The sequence below is a fragment of the Azospirillum sp. B4 genome, from assembly GCF_000333275.1.
Taxonomy (GTDB): Bacteria; Pseudomonadota; Alphaproteobacteria; order Azospirillales; family Azospirillaceae; genus Nitrospirillum.
Map to the genome: position 1 here is coordinate 1 of NZ_BACU01000082.1, position 25,179 is coordinate 25,179.

Here is a 25,179-nt window from a genome sequence, read left to right on the forward strand (position 1 = left end):
CCAGCATAGAGGCGGGGGACCAGCGCCAGCTTCCAATGCAGGCTGGGGTCGGTCACCCGCACGGTGATGGGGCCGTAGCTGGCGGGCCCCCCATCGGCGATGCCGCCGGGGATCACCCCCCCGGATAGCCCGTCGGGGGGATGATGGCCGAATTCATGGCGGCGGCCGTCAGCGTCGATGAGTGTCATGTGGCCGGTCTTGATCAATGACCGGAACAGGCTGGCCAAGAGCATGCCGAAGGCTCCCTCGTCTCAAATCACCTGCACATCAAGGACATGTAGGTAGTCTGCGATCGGGCGGCCAGGGGGTCTATCAGCTCTAAGATTTACTCAAAAGGGCAGGGTGCCGCGGGCCACGGCGCTTGCCGCTTATTTGCCATGCGCGATGAAGGGGCCGTTGCGGAAACCGGCCTTGCCATAGCGGAAGGGGTCGCCTTCCGGGGTGGTCATGCCGCCGCCGGCGGCCAGCAGCACGGCGTGGCCGGCGGCCGTGTCCCACTCGCAGGTCGGCCCGAAGCGGGGGTAAAGGTCGGCCACCCCCTCGGCGATGCGGCAGAACTTGACGGAGCTGCCGCAGGCCAGCGTCTCGGCCACGGAATAGGACTTAAGATAGGCGGCCAGCGCCTCGTCGTTGGCGTGGGAGCGCGAGGAGACCACGGTGACGCCCGCGCGTGGCTGCGGCCGACAGGCGATGGCCTCGCGCTCGCCGCCATTGCGCTGGCGCCAGGCCAGGGGCGTGGGCGCCAGCGACCCGGCGAACAGTTCGCCGCTGGCTGGGGCGTAAACCACGCCCAGCACCGGCTGACCTTTGTCGACCAGGGCGATGTTCACCGTGAACTCGCCATTGCGCTTGATGAATTCCTTGGTGCCGTCCAACGGGTCCACCAGCCAGAAGGGCAGGCGGGCGGCCACGGCCGGAATCTCGCCCCGTTCCGCCGCTTCCTCCGACACGGCCGGGATGTCCGGAGTCAGGCGGGCCAGGCCGGGCAGGATGATGGCCTCGGCCGCATGGTCGGCCAGGGTCACGGGGCTGCCGTCGGACTTGGCCGTGGCACCATGGTCGCCTTCGTAGAAGGGTAGGGTGGCGTGGCCCGCCTCGACCGCCAGGGCGGCGATGTCATCCAGCAGGGCGACAAGGTCCATATGGGCAAGGTCGGGGGCGGTGGTCATGGGGCCAGGCCTATCTCTATGGTGGGGTGGGCGATGGTGCAGGGGATAGTGCATCCACCCGCCGTCCGGCAACAGTCCAGAACTGGCCGGGCGCGCGCGGCTAACATGCGTGGCCCCCTCAATGCCCGCAGGCCGGGTTTGAAAGGGCAGAATCATGGGCGGCCCGCCGCAGTCCTACAACCCGCACATTGCGGCCCGCGACCTGCACATTGGAGAAGGATGCTGCTAGGATCATGGCCATGAAACCGCATTCGCCCTTCCCACTTTTCGTCGCCGCCCTGCTGTGGGGCGGCGCCCCCGCCCTGGCGGCCCCCCCGGCACCGGTGGGCGGCGGGGGGGATGTCATCGAAGGGCACGCCCAGGCGACCGAGGGCGACACCCTGCTGGTGGATGGGGGGGAGATCAGGCTCTACGGCATCGACGCGCCCGACCCTGGCCAGACCTGCAAGAACCGGCGGGGGGCCAGCTATGACTGCTTCGCCCAGGCGACCAAGGAATTGCAGGCCGTCGTCCAGGACAAGATCGTCCGCTGCACCACCAAGGAGAGTCCGCCCAAGCAGCGGCGCCTGGGCGTGTGCAAGCTGGAGGATGGCCGCGACGTCGCCGGCATCATGGTGCGCGCGGGATGGGCCCCTGCCTACACCGCCCTGACGCCCGACTATTACAGCATCCAGGTATTGGCCGTGAGCCACCGCGCCGGCATGTGGGGCGGGCGGGTGGAGCCGCCGTGGCTATGGCGCGATCACCAGGCGGCGATGGAGGCTGACGCCACCGGGAAGCCCCGAAAGAAGCCTGGCGGACAGCCCTGATCCCTTCCGGGCGCGGGTCTCGGCAGCCTGCATTTCGCCGGTGGCCCCCCATCTTGGCGGGGTGGACTGGTCACAGTGCGGCGCAAAGACGCGCGCGCACCCCTGCCGTTGCCTGGAAAACACTTGACCGCGACCGCCGGGGCCATCACCTATGTCGCCGAAATTGCGTGTATCCCGCAATCCACCCGTTTTTCCCGAAAGGAAGTTATGTCGAAGGAGGATTTGATCGAGTTTTCCGGCACGGTGACCGAACTGCTGCCGAACGCGATGTTCCGCGTTAAGCTCGATAACGAACACGAAGTGCTGGCCCACACCTCCGGCAAGATGCGCAAGAACCGCATCCGCGTGCTGGCCGGTGACCGGGTCAACGTCGAAATGACGCCCTACGACCTGACCAAGGGTCGCATCACCTTCCGCTTCAAGTAAGCGGGCAGGGACCATGGTGCGTGTGCAAGCGGACGGGACGGGGCAGGCGCCACGACAGCTCCCGCCGCTGGTGCTGGCGTCCAGCTCCCCGCGCCGCCGGGAGCTTCTGGCCCAGATCGGGCTGACGCCGGCTGGCATCGATCCGGCCGATATCGACGAGACGCCGCTGGCCGATGAGCTGCCGGCCCATCATGCCGTGCGTCTGGCCCAGGCCAAGGCGGAGGTGGTGGCCGCGCGCAGCCCCGGCGCCGTCGTGCTGGCCGCCGACACGGTGGTGGGCTGCGGCCGCCGCATCCTGCCCAAGGCTGAGAGTGCCGAGGACGTGCGCCACTGCCTGGACCTGCTGTCCGGCCGGCGGCACCGCGTTTATGGCGGCCTGTGCGTCATCGACGCCGCCGGCAAGGTGCGCACGCGGCTGGTGCAGACGGCTGTCCTGTTCAAGAAGCTGAGCCGGGCCGAGATCGACTCCTACCTCGCCTGTGGCGAGGGAGTGGGCAAGGCCGGCGGCTATGCCATCCAGGGCCGCGCCGCGCTGTTCGCGCGGGGGCTGGTGGGCTCCCACAGCAATGTGGTGGGACTGTCGCTGTTCGACACGGCGGCCCTGCTGCGCGCGGCTGGCATCGACCCCCTGGCCCTTTCCGCCACAGCCGCCTGACGGGCCGGCCCACCCATGGCCCGCGAACTTCACATCGACATCACCGCGCCGGTGCACGGCCCCGCCCTGCGGCGGGCCGCCGTGCTGACCGACGGCGTGCTGTCCGATCTCTACATTGACCGGGTGGAACGGCCCACCCTGGCCGGTGCCGTGATCCGTGGACGGATCACCCGCATCGTCGCCGGCATGAACGCCGCCTTCGTCGACATCGGCACGGGCCGCGACGGCCTGCTGCCCGCCGCCGACGTGCGCGTGCCGCAAGCCGGCGGCAAGGGGGCGTCCAAGGATCGGCCGGCGGTCCGGCCGCAAGGCGCCATCGGCACGGCCTTGCGCGCCGGCCAAACGGTCATTGTCCAGGTGAAGGCCGATCCGGTGGGCGCCAAGGGCGCGCTGCTGTCCATGGACGTGGCCTTGCCCGGCCGTTTCCTGGTGCACACGCCGCTGGCCGCCGGCATCCATGTGTCCAAGCGCCTGGGGCAGGGCCCCAACGCCGCGGCGGAGCGGGCGCGCCTGACCACCGTGGTGCGCGACGCCGTGCCGTCCGGTGGCCAGCACGGCTGGCCGGGTGGCTGGATCGTGCGCGCCGCCGCCGCCGATGTGGCGGCCGAGGGGCTGGCGCAGGAGGCGGAGGCCCTGGCCCTGGACTGGCGTGGCGTGGCCCGCGCCGGCGACGGGCCGCCGGCCGTGCTGCTGCCGGCGCCGCATGCCGGCGTCCGGGCGCTGATGGAACAGACGGGCCTGCCCGTCGCGGCGATCCGGGTGGATGACCGCGCCGCCGCAGGCCAGGATCTGTATGCCGAATTGCGCGGCTGGTGCGACGATCGCGCCGGCGACTTGTTGCCGGTCCTGCAGCGCGCCGCCACCGGCCTGCCCCTGTTCGACGGCGGCGACCTGGACGGCGCCATCGCCACGCTGCTGCGCCCGCGCGTGCCCTTGCGGGGGGCGGCCGCCGGCAGCCTGGTGATCGAGCGGACGGAGGCCCTGACCGTCATCGACGTGAACGGGGGGGAGCGGGGCGACCCCCTGGCCGTCAACCTGGCGGCGGTGCCGGAAATCGCCCGCCAGCTGCGCTTGCGCAATGTCGGCGGCATCGTGGTGGTGGACTTCATCAACCTGTCCCGTCCGCCGGATCGCGAACGCTTGATCCTGGCGCTGACCGGGGCGGTGGCGGATGACCCCGGCAATACCCAGGTCTATGGCATGTCCCGCCTGGGGCTGGTGGAAATGACGCGCCAGCGGCGTGGCCCCTCCCTGCTGGACCTGGTGGCGCCCGACGTGCCAGCCACCGATGACGACGATCTGGTGTGAATGAAATGACCGACGAACCGATCCCCCTAAAGCCCCGCAAAGCCCGCGCCGCCTGCCCCATCTGTGGACGGCCCCCGGCGCCCGAGATGAAGCCCTTCTGTTCCTCCCGCTGCGCCGACGTGGATCTGGGGCGCTGGCTGAACGAAAGCTACCGCGTGCCTGTGACCGAGGAGACGGACGAGGATGGCGAAACCGCCCCGGCGCCTCTGCGGGAATAAGCCTGCCCGACCGTTGCGATGCGGAAATGGCCTAATGAAATCAGCGGTCTAAAAAAAATCTGAAAAAGAACGAAACAACGGGCTGGACAAGCCCGCCGGACTTGTCTACATACAGCCACCTCGACGCGCCGTGGACGCCAACGCCACGGCAACGGGTTACAAAAACCCACGCGAGTTCAGGTACTTAGCGCCTGCTAAGAACCTCTGGATGCCCAGGTAGCTCAGTTGGTAGAGCAGGGGACTGAAAATCCCCGTGTCGGTGGTTCGATTCCGCCCCTGGGCACCATTTTCCCCCAAGCCATCACGACAGTTAATGTCGTTTTCAGTTTTAAGTGGGATTCGACCTGCTTTAGCTGAGACAGCTTCACGCATACGTGAGACCGATCCGCTCGCGTAACGCCGTCGGATCAAGGGCTTGCCGCCAGAATCATCCTCCCCTCACTCTCAGCTGCGGAAAGCGCGCCGTCCAACGCATTTTCCGAATCCATCTCGCTTATAGCTGTCCCAGCGCGGCCTTGGCCTCATTCGTCCAGCAGTTGGTTCAGGTGATCGTGGCGTGGGTCCATTCGAGCGCCCCTCAATCAGCTGGAGGTGGTCCAGAGGCGCTTCATCGATACTGACAGCTATAACGTGCCCTAGCGCCTCGATAACTGTGCCCGCGGGTAGTGCGCCACGCAGCCTTTCCATGATCTGCTGGACGGCGTCGAAGGCAGCTGAGTTATCGAACGCGATCCGGAGATCCAATAGATGTTTTGCCACGTGCGCAGTTCCTGCTCTGGGGTAAAATTATACCGTATATTCCAGTAAAAATTCATGATATTGCAAATATGTTCAGCATTAATGGTATTAATATTACCCTATTATTTCTTTAATGGCCTTGGTCAATGAGCTGGTTAGTCTCTTCGTTTGTTCCTGTTTTCCGTCATTATCTGATATTTTTTCGGAGGAGATTCCGCCATTTGATTTAATTTTCTTAATATATTTGTACTTAATCATGTGATTAAATCCTAAATCAAATGGAGCATCCCTGATATCTCCATATGCCTCATTAAAGACCATTAGAATGCGCTCTTTTCCGAGAGTAGATAGTGCATATCCAAGCTCTATCATGACGTTCGAATTGGACTGCTTGCCGCATACAAGACTGACATCGGCAATAAAGACGCCACATTGCTTTATCTTTTCCGTTATGCAGTCAAAAATCTTTGGAGAGCCTGGAAAGCCCATCGCTCCTTGCTCCAGTTCGGCTTTCTCGCGATCAGATTCATCAAAGTCCGCATTAAGTTCTTTTATTGCCTTTTTTAGGCAATTTTCAATAAAGCCGCGATTGTCTGTATTATCAAGAGTGGATTGCCAAGAGTAGAATACTTTCCGGCTAATCGCTAGCTTCTGCGGTATCAGAGACTTTGCATAATAATCTAAACATATTTTTACATTATCCACATGCGGCTTGAATTGCCTTAGTGAGGAACCTTGCGAGAAAGAATGTGCATTTCGCAATATTGCAATCGATTTTTGAATATCGGAGAGCTTTATTGCGGGAATCGCCTTCCTTATATCTGGAGATATGTCATCGCCATAAATTAGTGGACTCGTGATTCTTTTGAAAGTCTCTAATATTCCGTCATATTTTTGACCTTGATCATATTTTTTAAGGCGATCTAATGCCTCTTCGCAAAGTCCTATTAAGTCAGAGATGTCATTTATATTCATATGCCTCTCCTAGTTTATGATGGTGCCTCTATCGCAAAAATAGTCTCATAGTGCGCCTAATAGTCAAATTTGAAATTTGGCCGCTTCCTGGCCACATTTTACGATCAAACTTCCTCATTGCGTCTGCGGTGGTGAGGATAGCTATGGAAAGAGGCTTATGGCCTGGCCGCCCGGTGCTGCTGCCAGACGAATCCCTGTCCTCCTGGTTCGCTCGGCTGGCCGCAGCTAACGGCCTCCAGACCGCTGAACTCCACCGCATCCTCCAGCCTGGTGGCGATCGTAGCCCTCGCGACTTGGACCGGCACGCTGACTTCCAGATATTGGATCGTCTGTCAGCCAAAACGAGCATCACGGCCGATGCCCTGGAGCAAGCCACCTTCCGCCGCTGGGCCGGTTACGTCTTCGAGCGTGACGATGGTTTGGCCAAGCTGGACTGGCTGCCGCCGGCGGGTCGGGACGGGGCTACACGCTGCTTCGGGCAGCAGGCTTGCCCGCTATGCCTTGCCGGTGATGCGCAGCCTTATCTGCGCCTTCGGTGGCGGTTGCTGTTTGTCTCCGTCTGCCCTGTCCACAGCTGCCTGCTGATTGACCGCTGCCCCCGGTGTAACGAGCCGTTGGCCATCCTGCGCCAACAGCAGCGGGGCGGTGTCAACTGCTGGTCCTGTGGTTTCGATCTGCGGCAGGCGGAGACCGTTCAGCCGCCGGTGAACTACCTGCCGTACCAGAACCGCCTCCTGACCGTGCTGGCGGATGGCTGGGCCGACTTGGGTGACCATGTCGGCCTGTATTCCTTCATCTACCTCAAGGTCCTTGCCCTGGTAGTACGACTGCTGACGGGAGGACCGCATGCCTATGCCCTGCGCGAGCAGGCGGAGTTGCGGGAGCCCGGCTTGGCCGTGCCGCCACAGTCCCTCCCGCGGGGGCGTGATCTGGCGGTGATGGCGCCGGCAGCACGGACGGTGCTGGTGGCCATGGCGATGGTGTTGATGCGCGATTGGCCGAACACCTTGGCGTCGGCCGCCGATGCCGTGGGCCTGGCCAGCAGCCATGTGCGCAAGCGCCACGGCGAGTCGTTGCCTTTCGCCTTCGCCCAGCTGGTGGACTGGCACTTGAAGAAGCCCTTCAATGCGGAAGGCCGCATCGAGGTTGCCGGGCTGAAGGAGATGCTGGAGCGCCAGGGGCGCAAGCCCACCTATCGCGAGATGGTGGAGACGGTGGGCACCGAGCTGGCCGCCATGAGCGATATGGCGGAACCGGTCGCCAACGGAGCCGCCTGGGGTCAGGGGCGCTACTGGAAGCTGGATGGCGTGTCGCCCGAGGTAAAGGAGGCGGCACGCCTCATGGCGCATCGGAGCGGCCAGAGCGTCGGCCCGTGGCTCGACAACCTATTGCGCCAACACCTCAATTTGCCATCAGGGCGAGAAAAATCCTCAGAATCGCCCATAAGTTGACGTAGTTGGCTGCGAACTCTCCTGTCATGGGGCCATGGGGGAGAGGGACATGCCTGTCAGGAAGATCGGCCTATGTTACCGCAGTGTGGGCGGGCAGGTGCCCATGGGCGGCGGCCGGCGGGGTGTGGACGTCGAATCGACGTTGGAGCGCGACTTCGTGCTGCTGTCCCGCTTCGACCGCGCCGTCACCGGTATCGAAGAACAGCCCGTCCGCATTCCCTGGGCGCCTGACCGATCCTACGTGCCCGATTTCCTGGTCACCTATGGCGACGGCCGCCCCAACGACCTGGTGGAGGTCAAATACTCCACGGATAAGGCGCTGCTGGCCGGAACGCTGGAGGAGCGCTTCGCTGCGGCACGCGCCTACGCCGCCGACCAGGGCTGGCGCTTTCGTGTCGTGACGGAGCGGGAGATACGAACGCCCCGTCTGGCCAACATCCGCTTCCTGCTGCCCTTCCGCGACCGGCCTGTCAATCGAGGGCTAATGGTGCGCCTCCACGCGCTCCTGCAAGCCCAGGGAGCCCTCGGCGTGGCCGTCCTGGCCGATTTAGCTGAGGGAGGCCCAGAACGCCGCGCGCACGTCCTGCCGACCCTCTGGCGGGCCGTGGCGTGGGGCGAACTGGCCGCGGACCTGGAGCAGCCCCTCACCATGCTCTCCATCCTCGACCTCCCCACGGAAAGGGCCGGCGCATGAGCGGCAAAGTCAGCTACAAGCCCGGGGCGGTGGTCCGCTGGCGCGGCCGCCCCTCCCGCATCGTCCAGGTCGTGTCCTCCACCTCCGTCCTGCTGGAGGACTCGGAGGGCAAGGAGCCGCAGGTGGTGCCGGTGTGGGAGCTGGCAGCCGTGAATCCCGAGAAGGCCGATCCGTCGCGCCGCCTGCTGGACGCCCTCAGCGAAGACGACCTGGTGGAGGCCAAGCGCCGCTTCGGCATCATCAAGCCCCTGATCCATTGCGAGCGGCGCAGCGAGGACATGGTGAAAGCCGTGGCCGCCGCGCAGAACGTGCCCCCGCGCCACCATCTACCGCTGGATCAAGGCTTATGAGGGCCGCCGGCTGATGTCCGACCTGGCGCCCCGGCGCAAGGGCCGTGTCATGCCCAAGCGTCTGGATGCGCGGATCGAGGCGGTGATCAGCGATACCATTCAGGGCTTTTACCTGACCAAGCACCACCCCACGGTGGAGGAGACGGTACTGGAAACGCAGCGCCGCTGCCGCGCCGCCGGCTTGGCCAAACCCTCGGTGGGCACCATCCGTTCCCGCATTCGGGCCGTAGCCCCGAAGGAAAAGGTGCTGAAGCGCGAGGGCCGCAAGGCGGCGCACGACAAGTTCGGCCGGGTGAAGGACAGCTTCCCCGGCGCCGATCAGCCCCTGGCCGTCGTTCAGATCGACCACACGCTGTTGGACGTCATTGTGGTGGACGAGGTGCGGCGCCTGCCCATCGGCCGGCCGTGGCTGACCCTGGCCATCGACGTGTTCAGCCGCATGGTGGCGGGCTATCACCTGTCGCTGGACAACCCCAGTGCCTTCGCCGTGGGGCTCTGCCTCTGCCATGCCATGTTGGACAAGCGCGAGGAACTGGAACGGCTAGGCGTCAGGGGCGAATGGCCGGTGTGGGGCCAGCCACGCATGGTGCATGCCGACAACAGCAAGGACTTCCGAAGCCACCTGATTCGCGACACGCTGGACGAATACGGCATCCGCTATGAGTTCCGCCCGCCACGCACGCCTCACTATGGGGGCCATATCGAGCGCCTGGCCGGCACCCTATCGCGCAAGGTGCATGCCCTGCCCGGCGCCACTTTCTCCAGCCCCAGGCAGCGTGGGGAATACAAGTCCACCGCCGCCGCAACCATGACCCTGGCGGAGCTGCAGAAGTGGCTGGTGACGTTGATCGTCGGCGTCTACCACAACAAGCTGCACGAGGGCATCCAGATGCCGCCGCTGGCCCGCTGGAACGAAGGCGTCGTGGGCAGCGACCAGGTGACGGGCCGCGGCTTGATCGACCCTATGCCTGATCCCCGTCGCCTGCGACTCGACTTCCTGCCCTTCATCACGCGGACGGTGCAGCCGGAGGGCATAGTCTGGGACAAGATCTGGTACCGGGACCCCTTGTTGTCGCAGTGGGTCCGCGCCGGAGACGCCGGCCGGCGCATGCAGTTCAAGGTGCGGCGCGACCCCACCGACATCAGCAAGCTCTACTTCCTGGACCCGGCGCTGAAGGATTACGTGGCCGTCGGCTACCGCGACTGGAACCGCCCCTCCATCTCGCTCTGGGATTACCGGGCAGCCGTGGGCTACCTGCGCCAACAGGGCAAGGCAGCACAGGATGAGGCCGCCATCTTCGCCGCCTACGACGAGATGCACCGCATCACCGAGGCGGCGCGCGATGCCACCAAGAAGACCCGGCGCAAGGCCGCCAAACGGGACGAGCAGCGGCGGCACCGCGCCGCCCTGACCCTGGACCCGCCCATGGATACCGTGCCCATCCCTGTACCGGTGGGGTCCGCCCCGCCGCCTGAAGCCAAACCGCTGCCCAGGGCGCGTGGGCCGGGCCGCAACGGCGATAGGCGCCTGGCCTTGGTGGTGGACAACGGGGGCAAGCCGCCGGGGGGCGGCGACGGGGATTTCGACTTCTCCGACAGCGACGTGAATACGGGGGTGGAAACATGGTAGGCACTGCGGACCTCTTCGCCGTGCAGGGCACCTTGGCCTTCGACGTGCCGGTGCCGGCGGAGTTGGATGAACGGGTCCGCCGCATCCGGGCTGCCCGCTATGTCGACTACGACACGGGTACGGCCGTCCTGCGCCGCTTGGCTTGGCTCTACGACCATCCCACGGTGCCGCGACCGCCCTGCAGCCTGATCTACGCCGACACCAACAACGGCAAGACGGCCCTGGCCATCAAGTTCATCCGCGATCTCAGCCCCCGAGAGGGCAGCCCTGAATACGGTCGCCACCCGGTGGTTTACTGCCAGGCCCCGCCCTTCGCCGACCTAGCCGGCTTTTACGACAGCATTCTTCGCGCTCTGAAAGCGCCCTACCGTTCTTCCGCCCGCGTCCAGGCCAAGTGGGACCAGATCCTCCATCTGTTGCCGGCAGTGGGCACCCGTCTGCTGATCCTGGATGAGGTGAACAACCTGCTGGCGGGCAAACCGGATCAGCGGTTGCTGGTGCTGAACAGCCTGAAGGGCATCAGCAACGAGTTGCGCATCCCCGTCGTCGCCATGGGCACCCAGGACGCCGTCCGCGTTTCCAGACGGACCAGCAGTGGGGCAACCGCTTCGAGCCCATGGGCATTCCCCGCTGGACCCTGGGCAAGGACTATGCTTTGTTCCTGGCCCGCTTCGTCCAAAGCCTGGAGCTGAAGCAGGAGAGCAATTTCCGCTCCAAGGACCTCGTCGGCCGCATCCATGGCATGGCGGAAGGTTTGACGGGCGAAACTTGCAAGCCGATGGCTCTTGCGGCTGAGACGGCAATCCAAATAGGGGTGGAGGTCATTGATTGGGAGACAATGGACCGCGTGCCCTGGGTGATGCCGAGTGAGCGCCGGCGCGTCGCAAGGTAACAGGGCATTTAATATTGGGAGTTCACATACTCACCATGCCTATTTAGATTCTTCCGGAATCGCCCCTGTGAAAGCGACGCTCGTTTAACTCGTGAGAGATTGGGTGCTGTAAACGCATTGACTGACTTTCTTGCACTTGTGGCCGTGTGGCGAAATTCAGACCGATGCCGCCACCTCATTCGTGGTCAGCTAAAAAAGCTTGATTTTTATCACGTCTCTGCTTTCTAACGACGCCGATTAGTGATTCAATAGCGAATCGCTAGCGCCTGCATCGGCATCGCCTCGTGGGAAGTAGGAGTGAGAGTAGGATCATGGCCGAGACCCAAATTGAGTGGACCGATGCCACCTGGAACCCGGTGGCCGGCTGCACAATTGCCACCGAAGGCTGCAAAAACTGCTACGCAATGGAAATGGCTCGCCGCCTCGAGGCGATGGGTGTCGGGAAATACATGGGGTTAGCTCGCCGAAGTGGCAAAAGGTCTGTATGGACTGGCGTCGTTAGAGAAGATCAGTCGGCTTTATCGATCCCATATTCTTGGAAGAAACCAAGAAAAATATTTGTTAATTCTATGAGTGATCTATTTCATGAACGGGTCTCTGATAAATTCATATTATCTGTTTGGAAGGTTATGGAGGAAACTCCGCACCACAATTACCAGATTCTGACAAAACGGCCATCTCGTATGGTTGAAATTGTCCAAGCCAAGATAGGTAAGGTTCTGCCCAATGTGTGGTTGGGGGCAAGCGTCGAAGACGCGCGTGTCACTGACCGCATAGCGGAACTGCGCAAAGTGCCAGCAGCCATTCGTTTCATCTCCTTTGAACCATTGATCGGTTCAGTTGGTAGTGTGGATTTGGATGGAATTCATTGGGCTATCGTAGGAGGAGAAAGCGGTCGGTTTGCCCGCCCTATACGCGAGGAATGGGTAGACGAAATCCATAGTCAGTGTGTAGAAAGTGGTACAGCGTTTTTCTTTAAACAGTGGGGCACTTGGGGGAAAGACAACAAGCGTCGCTCAAAAAAGGCGAATGGCCGTGAATATCGTGGCCAGGTCTGGAATGAGATGCCGTCTCCGCCTGCGCTCTAATGAGATGAGGTTAAGTGTATGGCGACTTCCAAGGCTGTCTGGCGGATAGGGAAGACAGCGCCAAATATAGAGCCGCACACACTTGCGAAGCATCGCGTAGTTCAGCGCTATATCGAGCGATATCTGGAAATCGTTACACAGAATAGGGTGATGAATACGCTGAGAATTACATTTGTTGATGGTTATTGTGGTGGTGGACGCTATACCGATGGGAAAGATTTGTTCCCCGGCTCGCCATTGATATTCCTGTCTACCGTAACAGAAATGGAGAGTCGCCTAGCTGCTCAGAGAGCCAAGGGCTTTAACATCAGGGCGCGCTATATTTTTATTGATAGCGAGAAGCGACACATTGAATTCCTGCGTGCTGAGATTGAGAAAACCCAATTCAAAGATATGCTCGACAAAGAAATTTCTCTATGGGTGGGTGATTTTAACGATCTCGTAGACAATGCAATAATTGAGGCAAAAAAGAATTCCCAACGAGTTGGCTGCTCCATATTCCTTTTAGATCAATTTGGGTGGAGTCAGGTAGCTCTGGAATCAATCCGAAAAATACTTAATAATCTTCCGAAGTCTGAAGTTTTTCTGACGTTTATGGTTGATGCGCTGGCCAACTATATTAGCGAATCTAATCACGACCTTAGTGCCTTCGAGAGAATTGACATTAGTCCCGACCTCGTGCGGGAAATGATTCGATTTAAGGAAGAGGACTATCTTGGCGCACGCGTTCTTATCCAGAACTTTCTATATGACCACATAAGAAAACAAACAGGCGCACCTTATTATTCGCCATTTATGATTAAATCACCGGAATCGCATCGATCTCATTGGCTTTTGCATTTATCAAAGCATCATGAAGCCCGCAATGAGATAGGTGAAATTCACTGGCAAGAAAATAACACGACAACTCATCACGGACGCGGCGGATTCTATTCACTCGGATTTACGCCGACTGGCGACATTAATCAATTCATGATTGAATCTTTAATGGATGACCATGCTCGGAAGGTCTCTAGAGAAGCTTTAATCGAAGAGATTCCGCATCTAATTGAGGAAACGCTGGCCCAAGGAAAGCCCGTCAGCCTTGTTACACTCTTTGGCAGCAGATGCTCTGATACGCCGCTCGTTCGATCACTAATCGAACCTGAGCTTTTACGCCTGAGAGACAATCACGATCTTATAATTAAGAGTGCAGATGGCAAACTCAAGCCGAGGTCTAAGAGTCTTGAGTGGACAGATCGTTATGAGTTTACGAAGGAGCCGACATTCTTCAGCAAGTTTCTTAAGAAGAAAGAGAAATAGATTCACTAACGACGCCCACTATCACATAGCCGCCGCCATGTGGAATGGTCTCACTTAAAAGGCGGGAATTACGATTTCATCTCATTTAAAGCTGAATGCTGCTCTCGCTTAAGGTCGCTTCTTGACGGTTTGGCACTTACATTCGTCTCATTCAAAGCTGAAAACGACAAAACGCCGCTCAATATGCGCAGATACCATCTGCGCACCTGTGAAATGTGGGTTTCCCGGAAATCGTAGCCTGGGCGCGGTTCGAGTGCGACCCACTGGTACCCGCCTTGGCTCGTGGCCTAGATATTCGCTTCCGGAGCGGCGCCTTCGTCGCACAGGCCAACCGGCCTTGGATTCTCGGCGGTGGCGATCAGCCCCCTTATCCCGTGCCCCAGCGAGACGGATCGGATGGAGATGCTCTCATCGGGGAAGCCGCCGCCCCGCAGCATGGCCGTCAGTTCGGTGGGCGTGAACAGGCGGTGGGTGCCGGTCCTGGCAAATGGCCAGCGCCGCATGGTTGCGGCGTCGGTCACGTAGACCGCCAAGCGTCCACCGGGGCGCAGCACGCGCCGCGCCTCGCGCAGAATACCCACGGAATGATGCCAGAAGTAGGCGACGTTGACCGCGAGTATCCCGTCCACCGAGCCGGCCGGCAGCGGCAGCGTGTCAAAGCGGCCAAGATGCAGGTGCAGTTGTCCCCTGTGCCGGGACTGCCGGTTGAGCCTGGCCGCCTGCCGCAGCATGACGGCGGACTGGTCCACGCCGTGGACGATGCCCGCCGGTCCCACCGCCGCCATGGCCAAGGCGACGCCGTGGCCTGGACCTGAACCCAATTCCAGGACCGTGTCGCCGGGACGGGGCGCGAGGGCCTCGACCGCCGCCTGGTTGGGAAGCGCGTTCAGGCGGTTCATGACCAGGCCGAGCAACCGCCCCACCACGCCGGTGGGGTGGCGCAGTTGGTTCCCCAGCCCGTGCCAGGCCGCGCGGAAGCGGGTTGGCGGGCCTGTCAGCGGCTCGAAAGCGTCCATCACCCCGCCGCCAGCTTCTGTTGCACCCGCTTCAGCAGGGCACGGATTTCGCCGCGCCGTCCGGCATCCCAGACAGGCCGGTCCGGGGTGGGGGGTGCGGCCAGGCCATGGGCCAGCACCTCCGCCGCGTTGCGATAGTCCCCCTGCTCGACCAGGAAGTCGCCGTAAAAGTAGGTGGCGTCCAGGCCATCCGGATTGATGGCCAGCCCTTCCTCCAGGTAACGGCGGGCCTTGTCGTCATCACCGAAGCTCAGGGGGAAGCCAGGAACCTTGTAATAGAGGGAGCCGAGGGTGGTGGGCACGGCGCCGCCCACCGCGCGATAGTCCAGGCGCCCGGCCGTTTCCAGCAGCGCGCGGGCTTCGCGAGCCAGGGAGAGGGCGCCCATGCCTCCCTTCAGGCCGGCCTGGCCGCTGAGCGCCAGGGCTTGCCAGATCAAGGGTTCGGCATGGCCGGGATATTGTGACGCCAACTGGCCGGCTTGCTCGGCCAGCGCCGCCATGGCTTGCGCGCGGGTGTCCCGGTCTGTCAATTCGAAGGTGATATGGGACCATTTCCTCTCCACCGCGGCCAGGGCCGTCAACATCGCGGGCGTGCCCGCATCGGTCGCGACCTGCTGGGCGATGGGCGCGCCGTCCATCGGCGCGGCGAACCCGCCAGCCGGTGCCCACAGATGGAGGAGGGCGGTCGCCGTGGCTAAGCAGACTTTCCGAACTCCGCCCACACATGGGCGGGCTCGGAAATCTGCTGAACCATAGAGTCGGCAGGTTTCTCCAGGCCGGGCCATGTGTGGCCCGATCTGGAGAAACCTGCTTAGGGCCAGGCGGCGGCGCGCGGACGGGAGGGTGTGATCCATGAGTGGTTCCTCAAACCAGGGGAAGGCAATCGACGCGCGGGTTGGCGCCGTGGGGGCCCGGCCGTCGTGGCGTTTCCGGCGACATCAACGCGCCCAGGGGACCGCGCCGCAACTGGCGCCGTACCGCGGCGTCGACCAGGCGGGGGAAGAGGCGTTGGAGCAGGACGAAGAAACGTTCAGGGCCTGCGGGATAGGCGGTATCGGCACCGGCCAGGACCGCCGACCAGATCCGCTTCGCGATGTCCGCCGGTGGGTCCGTGGGCATGTCCAGCAGCGCCAGGAGGGGTTCAAGGGCCTCCGTCGCCGGGGTGCGGGCCCCGCGCGGCGCGGCGTAGGTGACACCCACGCCCTGGCATCGCACTTCCCGCCGCAACGCGTCGGACAGCCCGCGCAAGCCGTATTTGGACGCGCAATAGCCGGCGAACAGGGGGTAGGGGATATCCCCCAGCAGGGAGCCGATGTTGACCACCCGGCCGGCGGCGGCGGACAACAGGGGGAGGAAATCCCGGGTCAGGGCCAGCGGCGCCAGCAGGTTGGTGGCCACCAGGGCGGTCAGCGTCTGGTCGTCCATGTCTGACAGCGCCCCCGCCCATACCAGGCCGGCGTTGTTCACCAGGAAGTCCAGCCCGCCGGTGTGCTCCCGCACGGCGTGCGCCAGGGCTTGACGGTCCTGGGCCTGGGTCACGTCGGCGGTCAGGACCAGGCACCGGGTCCCGGGGCGCAGCAGCGCCTGGGTGGCGTCCAGCGGGGGGTGCCGCCGGCCGACCAGGATCAGGCCCAGCCCCTGGCGTGACGCCTCGATGGCCAGCGCCCGGCCTATGCCTGACCCGGCGCCGGTGATCAGCGCGGCCTTGCCGGTGGCGGCGGGATCATGCGGCATGACAGCTTCCCCCTTGCGCGCCCTCCAGGCTACGGCTCAGGTCGCGGAAAATATCGCCATACAGGCGGTAGGTCATGATGGCGGTGTCGGCGATGACCGGCAGCGCGTCGGGCGCGCGCAGGCCATCAACCAGGGACTGGAAGAAGGCGACGTGTTCCTGGTCCAGCGCGCCATGGGATGTCAGGTAGCGGAAGCCGCCGGCGCCATCGGCCCGGTAGGCCCGCCGCAGGGCATCGGCCGCGCGCGAGGCCAGCAGGGTCGACATGCCTTCGAGGACATGCACCATGCCTAGCAGCGCATAGGGACTGACGCGCTCTATGGCATCGTAGACATAGGCCAGCATGGCCCGGCAGGCCTGGCCGGGCACGGACGCGGCGACCAGCGCGGCGTCACCGCCCACGGCATCGATATCGTCCAGGATCCATTGTTCATGCCCCTGTTCCTCGCTGATGTAGTCGAACAGCGCGGCCCGGTAATCCTCATCCTCGGTTCGGGCCGCCGCCAGGGCCAGCAGCCGGCAGGTATGACGAACGTGATGGTAGGCCTGCGCCAGGAAATCGCGATAGAGCGGCAGCGGCACGGCGCCGTCCATCGCCATGCTCAAGACGGGAATGGAAAGGAAAGCGCCCCGGGCGTGGGCGGTTTCCGCCAGCAGGCGCTGATACGGTGTCCATGAGGTGTCGGGCAAGGAGGCCTCCGTCAACGGTCGGTGGTCAAAAGGTCCAACGGGCAAGGGGGGTGCCGGCATGGTCGGCGGATGAAGCTGTGGGAAATAGGCGGCGGTGGCTTCCTGACGGCGGAGCCGGCCGTTGGCGGTGAGCAGGCCCCGGGCCGCCAAGTCGCGCAGCGGCGCGACGTGATGCCGCCGTGGCCGGGCGTACGCTGGCAGGCCTTCGGCCAGGGCTGATGACAAGGTGGCGACCGCATCGTCGCTGGCGGCTTCGAACCAGGCCGCCGCCGCCGGCGCGGGGACCAGCAACACCGCCAGCCCATCCATCCCGCCATCGCTGAGCAGGCAGTACGACAACCGCGCGTCGTTAAGGAAATGAGCCTCCACCCACTCCGGGCTGATGTTGCGTCCCCCGGGGGTCACGATCAGGGCGTCCCGCCGGCCATGGATGATCAGGTGGCCCTCATCGTCGAAGGCCCCCAGGTCGCCGGTGCGCCAGGTCGCCATCCTTTTCGGTTCGTCCACCGGCGCTTCACCCAGGTATCCCGACATGACCGACGGGCCGGTGATCACGATCTCCCCCCGGTCGAGGGTCACGCGCAAGCCGGGCAAGGGCTGGCCCACGGTGCCCGCCCGCCGCCGTCCCGGCCGGTTCAGCGCCACCACCGAGCAACACTCGGACAGGCCATAGCCTTCATGCACGGGAATGCCGAGGGCCCAGGCCCGTTCCGCCAAGGCGTTGGGGACCGCGGCCCCGCCCACGGCCACCAGGCGGAGGTTTGGCGGAACCGTGCCTCCCGTCCGTTCCAGTTCCGCCACCCAGGCGGCCAGAAGCTGGGGCACCAGCGTCAGGCAGGTGGGAGCGGCGGCGGTGATGGCCTGGGCCAGGCCCAACGGTCCGGGGCCGCCGACGCGCGCCGTCAGCTCGGGTATCAGCGTCACCCGCGCCCCGATGCTGAGTGGCAGGGTCACGGCGCACAGGGTTTCGAGCAACAGGGCCATGGGCAGAAGGCTGACGTAGTGGTCGTCCGGCCGCGCGTCGATGGCCTCGGCCAGCGCCATGGTGCTCCAGGACAGTTGGCGCCCTTCCAGCACCACGCCTTTGGGGGTGCCCGTGCTGCCCGACGTATAGATGACCTGCCGCGCCGTTCCGGCCGGGTCCAAGGCCGCCGCTACCGCTGTCATGGCCGGTACCTGCAGGACGGGCACGGCCAGGGGCGCCACAAGTCCGGGATCCACGTCGGGCGTGTGAATGACGTGGGTGATGCCGGCGTCGGCGGCGATGTGGCGCCATTGCGCGGGCGAGAAGAAGGGGGGCAAGGGGACGGCGGTAAGGCCCGCCTGCCAGATGGCCAGTTGGGCGACCATCCATTCCACGCGACTGCCGCCGACGAGGCCGATGACCGGTCGCCCGCCGTCCGTTCCCAACGCCGTCAGCGCCTGGACCGTGCCCGCGACACGGGCGGCCAGCCCCGCATAATCAAGGGACGAGATGCCGTCGGTGACCGCCGGTCGATGGGGCGTGAGGGTGGCATGCCGGTGGATGGAATCCAGAAGCTCACGCATCCGCCGGAACCTCCGCCCGTGGAACCTCCGCCCGCGTCAGGGTCGGACTTAGGAATGGCCAGTCGTCGGCAGCACAGACGGTCGGGCCGCTTTCATAGTAGCGCCCCCAGGCGGCGGCATCGGGCCGGCGGGCGGGGTCGGCCTGGGCCAAGACCAGCAACGGCGGATAGAGGCGCTGCAACAGCTGCCGCAGGCGGGACGTGGCGGTGAAGAAGCACCAGTCGTATCCGTCAAGGGCCCCCCGGCAGGCCAGGCTGTGGAAAAAGCCGGCCGACAGGTCGGCGCGGCGGCTGACCATGGTGGTGATCTCGAATACGCGGGCACGGTGCACGTGGCGCCCACTCCGCCGCCCGAGGACACGGTCCACCGGTTGGTCGAGATAGGCTTCGGAGAAGAAGCCGTCGGCGGTAGTCCGAACGCCGGCGGCACAGGCGGGATTTCCGTCCCGGTCGAGCACCGCCATCATCAGGCGCGGAAAGCGGGCGACATGCGCCCCATAGGCCTGGGCGTAGATATCGCGGACCAATTGCTCCACGGCGGGCCGCAACGGATGGTCGGCGGACAGGGCCAGGATATCGGGCAGCCTCTCCCGGGCCGATACGAACCTGCCGTCGTCTGCCGCGGGGACTGGGCGGGGATGGGGGGCCGCATTCATGGGGACGCGCCTTCGCTGATGGAACCGCGCCTCGGCTGCCGTCCAGGCAGTGAAGCGATGGGCCATGCTAAGGCCGCGCGCCGTGGAGTTGTGTGGACTTGCCTACCGGTTGTTTTCAGTTCTGCGGCGTCGCGGGCGCGACGGGCAGGATGATTTCAACCAGCAGCCCGCTGGGGCGATTGTGCGTCGCAACCACCGTTCCACCATGCAATTCCACCACGCGCTTGCAGATGGTCAGGCCGATGCCGGTGCCGCCGGTGTCGCGGGCCCGGGCCGGATCGGCACGGTAGAACGGATCGAACAACTGCCCGATGGCTTCATCGGAAACTCCGGGCCCCCTGTCCGCCACCGTCAGGCTCAGACCGGTGGCGGCGTTTGCCGCCACAGTGACGGTCACCGGCACCCCGGCCGTCGTGTAGAACAAGGCGTTGCGGATGACGTTTTCGATGGCGCGGCGCAGCAGGTCGGCATTGCCGGCGATGACGCCGCGACCCGGCAGGTCGGCTTCCACCGTCAGGGTCAGGTCGCGCTGCCGGTCGGGCCGCTCGTAAGCGGCGTCGGCGATGATGGTGCCCACCAGAGCCTGCAGGTCCACCGGCACCCGCTGCAACGCCACGGCCGCCCCTTCCAGCCGGGCCAGGGTCAGGAGTTCGGAGGCCAGGGCGGCGACGGCCGCGATCTCCCGCTCCATCCTGTCGAAATGCCGGGGTGCCTGGGGCTCCACCTGGCGGCGCGCCAGCCCCAAGGCCATGCTCAGCCGGGCCAGCGGTGACTTGATCTCATGGGAAATATCGCTGATCAGCCGACGCTGGGCGGTGATCGCGGCTTCCAGCTCGGCCGTACGGTCCGCCACCTTGCCTTCCAGCGTCAGGTTCAGGTGTTCCAGATCCCTCATGCTGCGGTCCCGCTCCTCCCGGGCATTCCGCAAGTTGACCGTCATGTGGTTGAACGACCGGGCCAGAAAACCGAGCTCATCCTGGCTGGTGACCGGGACCTGGATGTCCAGGTGATCCGTATCGGCGATGACGCGCACCGCCCGGGTCAGGTCCATGATGGGCGCCGTCAGCCGCCGGCCCAGCCAGCGCACGAAGGCGAAGATGGGGACCGCGAGCAGGATGCCAAGCAAGGCCAATTCCAGCGCCACTTGGCGCAGGGGGCGGGTCACGACCGACACGGGCTGGGAAACCACCACCTGCCAGGATCGCAACAGGCCGTCCCGCTGCACGGATCGGCCGATGATGCGGCTTTCCCGTTCCAGGCCGGTATCGGCGGCGCTGGACAGGACCGCCGGATGCGGGGGCAGGCGCACCAGCACCGTGCGGGGCTCCACACCGTTCAGCAAGGTTTCGACCGTGCTCCAGGGAAGGGCGATGACCAGGGTGCCCACGCGGTAGCCGGGGGCGAAGCTGCCGAAAACCGGAATGGCCAGGGCGACGAGATCCCCGGCGCCCAATGGGTTCCGGTGCTTGTCGAGAAAGGTGGCGCCGGCAGCCGTCACGGTCCAGGCCGCCGGCAGGTGGGTGCCCGGCGCGGGGGTGCCGGCGTCGCCGTCGGCATCGGCGATCAAGGTGCCTGCGGCGTCGAAGGCGTAGAGTCCGCCCGCCAATCCATACAGGCGCTGCAGCGCCTCCAGCGTGGTCCCGATCCGCCGGTCGACGTCGCCGGACACGAGGTCGTTCATGACCTCCAGCTGGGCCCAGGCGGTTAAATCCGTCGCCAGCTCGTCCATCCGGTTGCTGAGACGCTGGTATTTCAGGTCGGCCACCTGGGCCAGGCCGCCCTCGGCGGATTCAAGCAGAGACCGGCGCACGCCCGTGTAGACCACCGCCGCCGTCAATCCATAGGTCAGCAGATATATGGCCAGCAGCGCGCTGACGATCTTGCGCCCAACGGAGCTGCCAATGATCGCCTTCATGGACCGCCCCCGCCCGAACCAACCGCCACCGGCAGCCTGGCCAGGACCACGACACCATCCGGCGCTCCGCCGCCACCGGTGATGTAACCGACCGAACCCGGAACCCGGCGAATGAAGGTAAGCAGCGCCTGCTCGGATTCCTGCACCACCGGCGGCGACTTGCCCTTGAAGTGCATCTCGTTCCAATAAACGATCAGGCTGGCGTTGTTCTGGCGCAGGATTCCCGCGGTGAAGCGGGCGCGGACGTCACTGGAGATTTCACGGTTGACGGGGATGATCGCGCTGCCATCGGGCCATAGGGTCATCCGCAGCAGGTAGATGGCGGCGACGTCGCCGGCGTTCAGCGGGTGGCCCAAGGTCACCGACGGGTTGGCGACCACCAGGATGTCCTCCCCCCGGGCCATGTCCGACAGGAACAGTCCTATCAGAGCCGCCAGCAGGGAACGTCGCCGCCGCATCAGAACAGCACGGACCAGGAGGCGAACAGACCGGTGGGGTTGACCGGCGGTCCGCCCACATTCAGCAGATATTCCAGCCTGAAGACCATGGCCGGTTGCGGGCGGAAGGCGAAGCCGGCGAGCAGGTCCTGGGCTGCGCGGTCGTCTGCCGGCTGCGCGGCGGTGAGGGGCGCGGTGCGGCGCCCGTCATAAACCTCATACCAGCCGTAGATGGACCATCGATCGTTGAGCGCGTAGGACGGCGCCACGTATCCGCTCCATTCCAAGCTCTGGGACGTCTGCACACCGGTGGGATGGGACAGGCTCGAAACCACCCCTTCGCCCTGCAGGCTGAATGAACCGATCGTATACCGGAAGTCCATCCCCCCCAGATGCTTTTCCACCCCAAACCGGTCGATGGTGCGCTGAACCGAGAACCCCACCTTGTCCAGCAGGGCCAGGGGAAAGCTGACGTGCACCCCTTCAACCAGGCGGTAATGGTCGTCGACGATGCTGTCCGGCCGCGCGGAGAACTCGTCCATGGGTTGCCAATAGATCTGGACGTCCGGCCAGCGGGCCTCGGGATCAGTGTACAGCACGGACAAGCCGGTGGCGTATTGGCTGAACCCGCGATAGGTCGCCGCCGGCCGCACGGTTGACAGGACCAGGGGTGCGGCGTGGATTTGGTTCCAGTCGCCGACGGGCGCCAGCATCTTGCCGAACCTGACCGTGAAGCCATCCGGCAATTGGATGTCGTCGTAGAGCCGCTCCAGCACGACATAACCACCGCCTTTTCCAGTGTCACCCCCGTCCTTGCCCCATGGCAGGAGGTTGAGCCCCGTCAACTCCGCTTCCATGAAGGGGTTGACGAAGGCGCCGACGTGGGCGCTGGCAAAAAGGCTAAGATCCTCCAGGCTGAAGGTCTTGCTGCCCTGGTCCGGCAGGCCCGCCACCAGGCTGGAATAGCCCGCCAGGTTGACGGGGCCGATGTTGAACCCCTGACCCAGCACGTAGCTGCCCGCCGGCTCGGCATCCTGCGCCTGGGCGGCGCCGGCCGCCAGAGTGGCGGCCAAAATCGCCACGGCCAGACGGCGGCCCTGGGGAAGATGGGGGAAGCGCGGGGGGATCATGGCCATCCGGACGAGGCCCGATCACGGCGGGGGCAGGGCGTAGAGATAGCCGACATTGCGGATGGTCTTGATGGGCTGCTCCCCATCGGAAGCGGTGGCATCGAGTTTACGCCGAACCTTGCTCACCAGCGTGTCGACATTGCGATCGGCACCAGCCGCGTGATGCCGGCCGAACGCCGCCGCCGAAAGCTCGTCCCGGGAAATGATGCGACCAGCGCCGCGCAGCAGATGTTCCAGCAGGCTGAACTCCGCTGACGTCAGGTCCAGGCGCCATTCCCCGCACCAAGCGATGCGGGCGGTTGGGTTCAACCGGACGTCTCCCACCTGCAACTCCGCCGGGGCCCTGGCGGCACCGCCATTGGCGCGACGGAGGACCGCACGAATGCGGCTGACCAGTTCCCGGGGATTGACAGGTTTGGGCACGTAGTCATCCGCGCCGATTTCAAAGCCCACGATACGATCGACGTCGTCATCACGGGCCGTCAGCATGATGACGGGCACATTGGACCGCTGGCGAAGGCGCTTCAGCACATCGAAGCCGGACAGCTTCGGCAGCATGACGTCAAGCACGATGAGGTCTTGGCTGTCCGGCGCATGGTCAAAACACGCGGCGCCGTCATGGGCCACGTCAACGGAGAACCCATCCTGTTCCAGGAACTCGCGCAGCATGTCCGCAAGCGCGACATCGTCGTCAACGAGCAGTATCCGATCCATACCTGATTATTGGCGAAGGGGGGAGCGAAGTCGACAGTCGGCTTATGGCAGATAAGAAGGGAACGACGGGCACGGTGGGCGGCGATGGGACATACCCCGGAGGGTCCCCATCGCCGCTCGCCGCGCGACCTCAATCAAGCCTTGATGTTGATGTTGTTGCCGCGGTCCTTGTCGACCGGACCGGTATCCACGTCGCCATCGCCATCCCGATCCAGACTGGCGGTCTGCGGGGCGGCGGCTTGGGTGGGCGCGGTGTCGGCCGCCGGGGTCGGGCGGTATGACGCGGCGATGGAACTGGCGTAGCCGCCAATGGAAGAAATGCTCATGGTCGTAACTCCTGAAAAGTATCGGATCGGTTCGGTCGCGTTGTCGCCTTTGACGTCAATATACCCCGCCAGCCGAGAGCCAATTGTGGAGTTTTGTCGAGTCCTTCGGAATTGGGTGCCGCCATCCAACAAGGGCCACGGCCGCTATCGAAGGATCGTGGCCGTGTCCACCAGGCGCACATCGTGCATCTGGTCGAGGTAGGCCTCGTAATACCCTTTGTGCGATGCGCCGACGATGGCGAGAAGGCGGGTGCCGGGATGCTGGCCCAGGACATCGCGGATGTTCGCGACCATGCGCAGGTTGCGCGTTTCCCAATAGCCGACATAGGTGCGGCCGAAACCCTGAGGCGATGGCTCCCTGAGGGCGGCGCCGAAGTCGGACTGGTAGGCCAGCAGGGCACCCTGCGGCGCGTTGTAGGCGCGATACAGGGTCATCAGGCCGTCTGGCTTGGCGAAGCCGGCCTCCAGCCGCTCATCCTCCGCCCGGCGCGCCTTGGCGACGGGATTGTCCCAGGCGTGCGTGATGGCGGCGGCATAAGCGTTGGCGTCCGGCGGGTCGGGGAAGTCGGCGCTGTGGTCATCCACGCTCCACAACCGCTCCAGGCCCAGGCGCGCCGCCAGCACGGCCGAGATGAGGTTGGTTTCGTTGCGGCGGTCCTTGGCGCGGTCCAGCGCCGCCACCAGGTCGGGGGTCAACCCGTCACCGGCGCGCCGTTCCTCCACTGGCAGGCGCAGCCATTGCACCAGGGCGGAGCTCCGCTCCCCCGCCGCCAGGAAGATCGCGGCCAGATGCCGCCGGTCGGTGGCGGTGGGGGCCGCCGGCCATGCCGCCAGCAGCCGTTCCGCCTCCGCGTTGGCGGCGGGCACGTCCAGTCCCGTCGCCTGTCCGGCGGGTCCGGGGTCCGGGCAGTAGTCGGCGACAGTGGAGGCGTAGCGGGCGGGGTAACGGCGCAGGCTGTCGCACTGCAGGCCGGACATGTCCTCGGTCGCGATGGCATCCGGATGCCAGGCTGCCAGGCGGGCCAGCAGGGGTTCCAGCATGTCCGGCCGCAGCTCCCCCTTGAGCCCCGACAGATGCGGCGTTCCCAGGACCAGCACCTCGTTGGCCTTGCCCGTTGGCGGTCCCTTGAACCGGTCGGGCTTGAACGAGGGGTGGTAATCCGTGCCGGCCTTGGCACCCACCGGGGTGACCATGGCGGTGGCCAGGGTGCCGAGGAGCAGGGCCAGGCCCAAGCCGGATGACCGGCGACGAACGCGTTTCATGAAGCCCCCAACGATTATGCGTGGTGATGCGGGCATCATCCGCAACGG

The 25,179-nt window shown here is 64.5% G+C and carries 26 protein-coding genes, 1 tRNA gene and 1 pseudogene; 14 read left to right on the forward strand and 14 right to left on the reverse strand.

Annotated features, from left to right (window positions below; all coding sequences use genetic code 11):
- Nucleotides 1–233 (reverse strand): annotated as a pseudogene (locus I55_RS04005) (SAM-dependent methyltransferase); the annotation flags it as partial.
- A gap of 135 nt (nt 234–368) precedes the next feature.
- Nucleotides 369–1,169: a 3'(2'),5'-bisphosphate nucleotidase CysQ gene (cysQ, locus tag I55_RS04010; RefSeq protein WP_044559219.1), complete on the reverse strand. Its 801-nt coding sequence runs from the start codon at nt 1,167–1,169 to the stop codon at nt 369–371.
- A gap of 239 nt (nt 1,170–1,408) precedes the next feature.
- Between cysQ and I55_RS04015 the strand changes: the two genes are divergently transcribed.
- The 6 genes from I55_RS04015 to I55_RS04040 all read left to right on the forward strand — a co-directional run bounded on the left by I55_RS04015 (nt 1,409) and on the right by I55_RS04040 (nt 4,871).
- Nucleotides 1,409–1,978 (forward strand): thermonuclease family protein, encoded by a 570-nt coding sequence (locus tag I55_RS04015; protein ID WP_159107105.1) that lies wholly within the window; start codon nt 1,409–1,411, stop codon nt 1,976–1,978.
- 207 nt (nt 1,979–2,185) lie between these two features.
- Entirely contained in the window at nt 2,186–2,404 is a 219-nt protein-coding gene (gene infA / locus I55_RS04020; protein WP_044559220.1) for a translation initiation factor IF-1, read from the forward strand.
- Between the two features lie 13 nt (nt 2,405–2,417).
- Entirely contained in the window at nt 2,418–3,059 is a 642-nt protein-coding gene (locus I55_RS04025) for a nucleoside triphosphate pyrophosphatase (RefSeq protein WP_044559221.1), read from the forward strand.
- 15 nt (nt 3,060–3,074) lie between these two features.
- On the forward strand, nt 3,075–4,367 hold the full coding sequence (locus I55_RS04030) for a ribonuclease E/G (RefSeq protein ID WP_044559222.1): 1,293 nt from the start codon (nt 3,075–3,077) through the stop codon (nt 4,365–4,367).
- Nucleotides 4,368–4,372: 5 nt separating this feature from the next.
- Entirely contained in the window at nt 4,373–4,585 is a 213-nt protein-coding gene (locus I55_RS04035) for a DNA gyrase inhibitor YacG (RefSeq protein WP_044559231.1), read from the forward strand.
- 210 nt (nt 4,586–4,795) lie between these two features.
- A tRNA-Phe gene (locus I55_RS04040) sits at nt 4,796–4,871 on the forward strand.
- Nucleotides 4,872–5,437: 566 nt separating this feature from the next.
- Here I55_RS04040 and I55_RS35700 read toward each other — a convergent pair.
- Nucleotides 5,438–6,298 (reverse strand): hypothetical protein, encoded by an 861-nt coding sequence (locus I55_RS35700; RefSeq protein WP_148293561.1) that lies wholly within the window; start codon nt 6,296–6,298, stop codon nt 5,438–5,440.
- Between the two features lie 143 nt (nt 6,299–6,441).
- On the opposite strand from I55_RS35700, the gene I55_RS04045 reads away from it, so the two are divergent.
- The 8 genes from I55_RS04045 to I55_RS34065 all read left to right on the forward strand — a co-directional run bounded on the left by I55_RS04045 (nt 6,442) and on the right by I55_RS34065 (nt 13,705).
- Nucleotides 6,442–7,749: a TniQ family protein gene (locus tag I55_RS04045; protein WP_083900823.1), complete on the forward strand. Its 1,308-nt coding sequence runs from the start codon at nt 6,442–6,444 to the stop codon at nt 7,747–7,749.
- Between the two features lie 49 nt (nt 7,750–7,798).
- The gene (locus I55_RS04050; protein WP_064742465.1) at nt 7,799–8,443 is read left to right on the forward strand and encodes a TnsA endonuclease N-terminal domain-containing protein; all 645 of its coding nucleotides are present in this window, start codon (nt 7,799–7,801) and stop codon (nt 8,441–8,443) included.
- Nucleotides 8,440–8,793: a hypothetical protein gene (locus tag I55_RS32720; RefSeq protein ID WP_049973808.1), complete on the forward strand. Its 354-nt coding sequence runs from the start codon at nt 8,440–8,442 to the stop codon at nt 8,791–8,793. The genes I55_RS04050 and I55_RS32720 overlap by 4 nt, the downstream gene beginning before the upstream one ends.
- 13 nt (nt 8,794–8,806) lie before the next feature.
- Complete coding sequence (locus I55_RS04055) at nt 8,807–10,423, forward strand: Mu transposase C-terminal domain-containing protein (RefSeq protein WP_049973809.1); 1,617 nt, start codon at nt 8,807–8,809, stop codon at nt 10,421–10,423.
- Complete coding sequence (locus tag I55_RS04060; protein ID WP_049973810.1) at nt 10,417–11,115, forward strand: TniB family NTP-binding protein; 699 nt, start codon at nt 10,417–10,419, stop codon at nt 11,113–11,115. The genes I55_RS04055 and I55_RS04060 overlap by 7 nt, the downstream gene beginning before the upstream one ends.
- A complete protein-coding gene (locus I55_RS34055) occupies nt 11,079–11,315 on the forward strand; it encodes a hypothetical protein (RefSeq protein ID WP_049973811.1) in 237 nt (78 codons plus the stop codon). The genes I55_RS04060 and I55_RS34055 overlap by 37 nt, the downstream gene beginning before the upstream one ends.
- A 311-nt stretch (nt 11,316–11,626) precedes the next feature.
- On the forward strand, nt 11,627–12,403 hold the full coding sequence (locus I55_RS34060; protein WP_083900825.1) for a DUF5131 family protein: 777 nt from the start codon (nt 11,627–11,629) through the stop codon (nt 12,401–12,403).
- An 18-nt stretch (nt 12,404–12,421) separates the two neighbouring features.
- Nucleotides 12,422–13,705: a three-Cys-motif partner protein TcmP gene (locus tag I55_RS34065; RefSeq protein ID WP_083900826.1), complete on the forward strand. Its 1,284-nt coding sequence runs from the start codon at nt 12,422–12,424 to the stop codon at nt 13,703–13,705.
- A 287-nt stretch (nt 13,706–13,992) separates the two neighbouring features.
- On the opposite strand, the gene I55_RS04065 is transcribed toward I55_RS34065, so the two are convergent.
- The 11 genes from I55_RS04065 to I55_RS04115 form a co-directional block, all read right to left on the reverse strand.
- Entirely contained in the window at nt 13,993–14,721 is a 729-nt protein-coding gene (locus I55_RS04065; RefSeq protein WP_044559224.1) for a class I SAM-dependent methyltransferase, read from the reverse strand.
- Nucleotides 14,721–15,359 carry a tetratricopeptide repeat protein gene (locus I55_RS04070; protein WP_049973812.1) on the reverse strand — a complete coding sequence of 213 codons (639 nt, stop codon included), beginning with the start codon at nt 15,357–15,359 and terminating at the stop codon, nt 14,721–14,723. Before I55_RS04070 ends, I55_RS04065 begins: the two co-directional genes overlap by 1 nt.
- Before the next feature lie 226 nt (nt 15,360–15,585).
- Nucleotides 15,586–16,455, reverse strand: a complete 870-nt coding sequence (locus tag I55_RS04075; RefSeq protein ID WP_064742464.1) for an SDR family oxidoreductase — start codon at nt 16,453–16,455, stop codon at nt 15,586–15,588.
- The gene (locus tag I55_RS04080) at nt 16,445–18,691 is read right to left on the reverse strand and encodes an AMP-binding protein (protein ID WP_044559225.1); all 2,247 of its coding nucleotides are present in this window, start codon (nt 18,689–18,691) and stop codon (nt 16,445–16,447) included. Before I55_RS04080 ends, I55_RS04075 begins: the two co-directional genes overlap by 11 nt.
- The gene (locus I55_RS04085; protein ID WP_049973813.1) at nt 18,684–19,346 is read right to left on the reverse strand and encodes a thermostable hemolysin; all 663 of its coding nucleotides are present in this window, start codon (nt 19,344–19,346) and stop codon (nt 18,684–18,686) included. Before I55_RS04085 ends, I55_RS04080 begins: the two co-directional genes overlap by 8 nt.
- Before the next feature lie 115 nt (nt 19,347–19,461).
- Nucleotides 19,462–21,261 (reverse strand): cell wall metabolism sensor histidine kinase WalK, encoded by a 1,800-nt coding sequence (locus I55_RS32730; protein ID WP_049973814.1) that lies wholly within the window; start codon nt 21,259–21,261, stop codon nt 19,462–19,464.
- Entirely contained in the window at nt 21,258–21,719 is a 462-nt protein-coding gene (locus I55_RS04095; RefSeq protein ID WP_044559226.1) for a hypothetical protein, read from the reverse strand. The genes I55_RS32730 and I55_RS04095 overlap by 4 nt, the downstream gene beginning before the upstream one ends.
- Nucleotides 21,719–22,828, reverse strand: a complete 1,110-nt coding sequence (locus tag I55_RS04100) for a hypothetical protein (protein ID WP_148293562.1) — start codon at nt 22,826–22,828, stop codon at nt 21,719–21,721. The genes I55_RS04095 and I55_RS04100 overlap by 1 nt, the downstream gene beginning before the upstream one ends.
- A 21-nt stretch (nt 22,829–22,849) precedes the next feature.
- Entirely contained in the window at nt 22,850–23,542 is a 693-nt protein-coding gene (locus I55_RS04105; protein ID WP_044559228.1) for a response regulator transcription factor, read from the reverse strand.
- A gap of 134 nt (nt 23,543–23,676) precedes the next feature.
- Nucleotides 23,677–23,868, reverse strand: a complete 192-nt coding sequence (locus I55_RS04110) for a hypothetical protein (RefSeq protein ID WP_044559229.1) — start codon at nt 23,866–23,868, stop codon at nt 23,677–23,679.
- Nucleotides 23,869–24,012: 144 nt separating this feature from the next.
- Nucleotides 24,013–25,131: a DUF5694 domain-containing protein gene (locus tag I55_RS04115; RefSeq protein ID WP_049973815.1), complete on the reverse strand. Its 1,119-nt coding sequence runs from the start codon at nt 25,129–25,131 to the stop codon at nt 24,013–24,015.
- Nucleotides 25,132–25,179 lie beyond the last annotated feature (48 nt).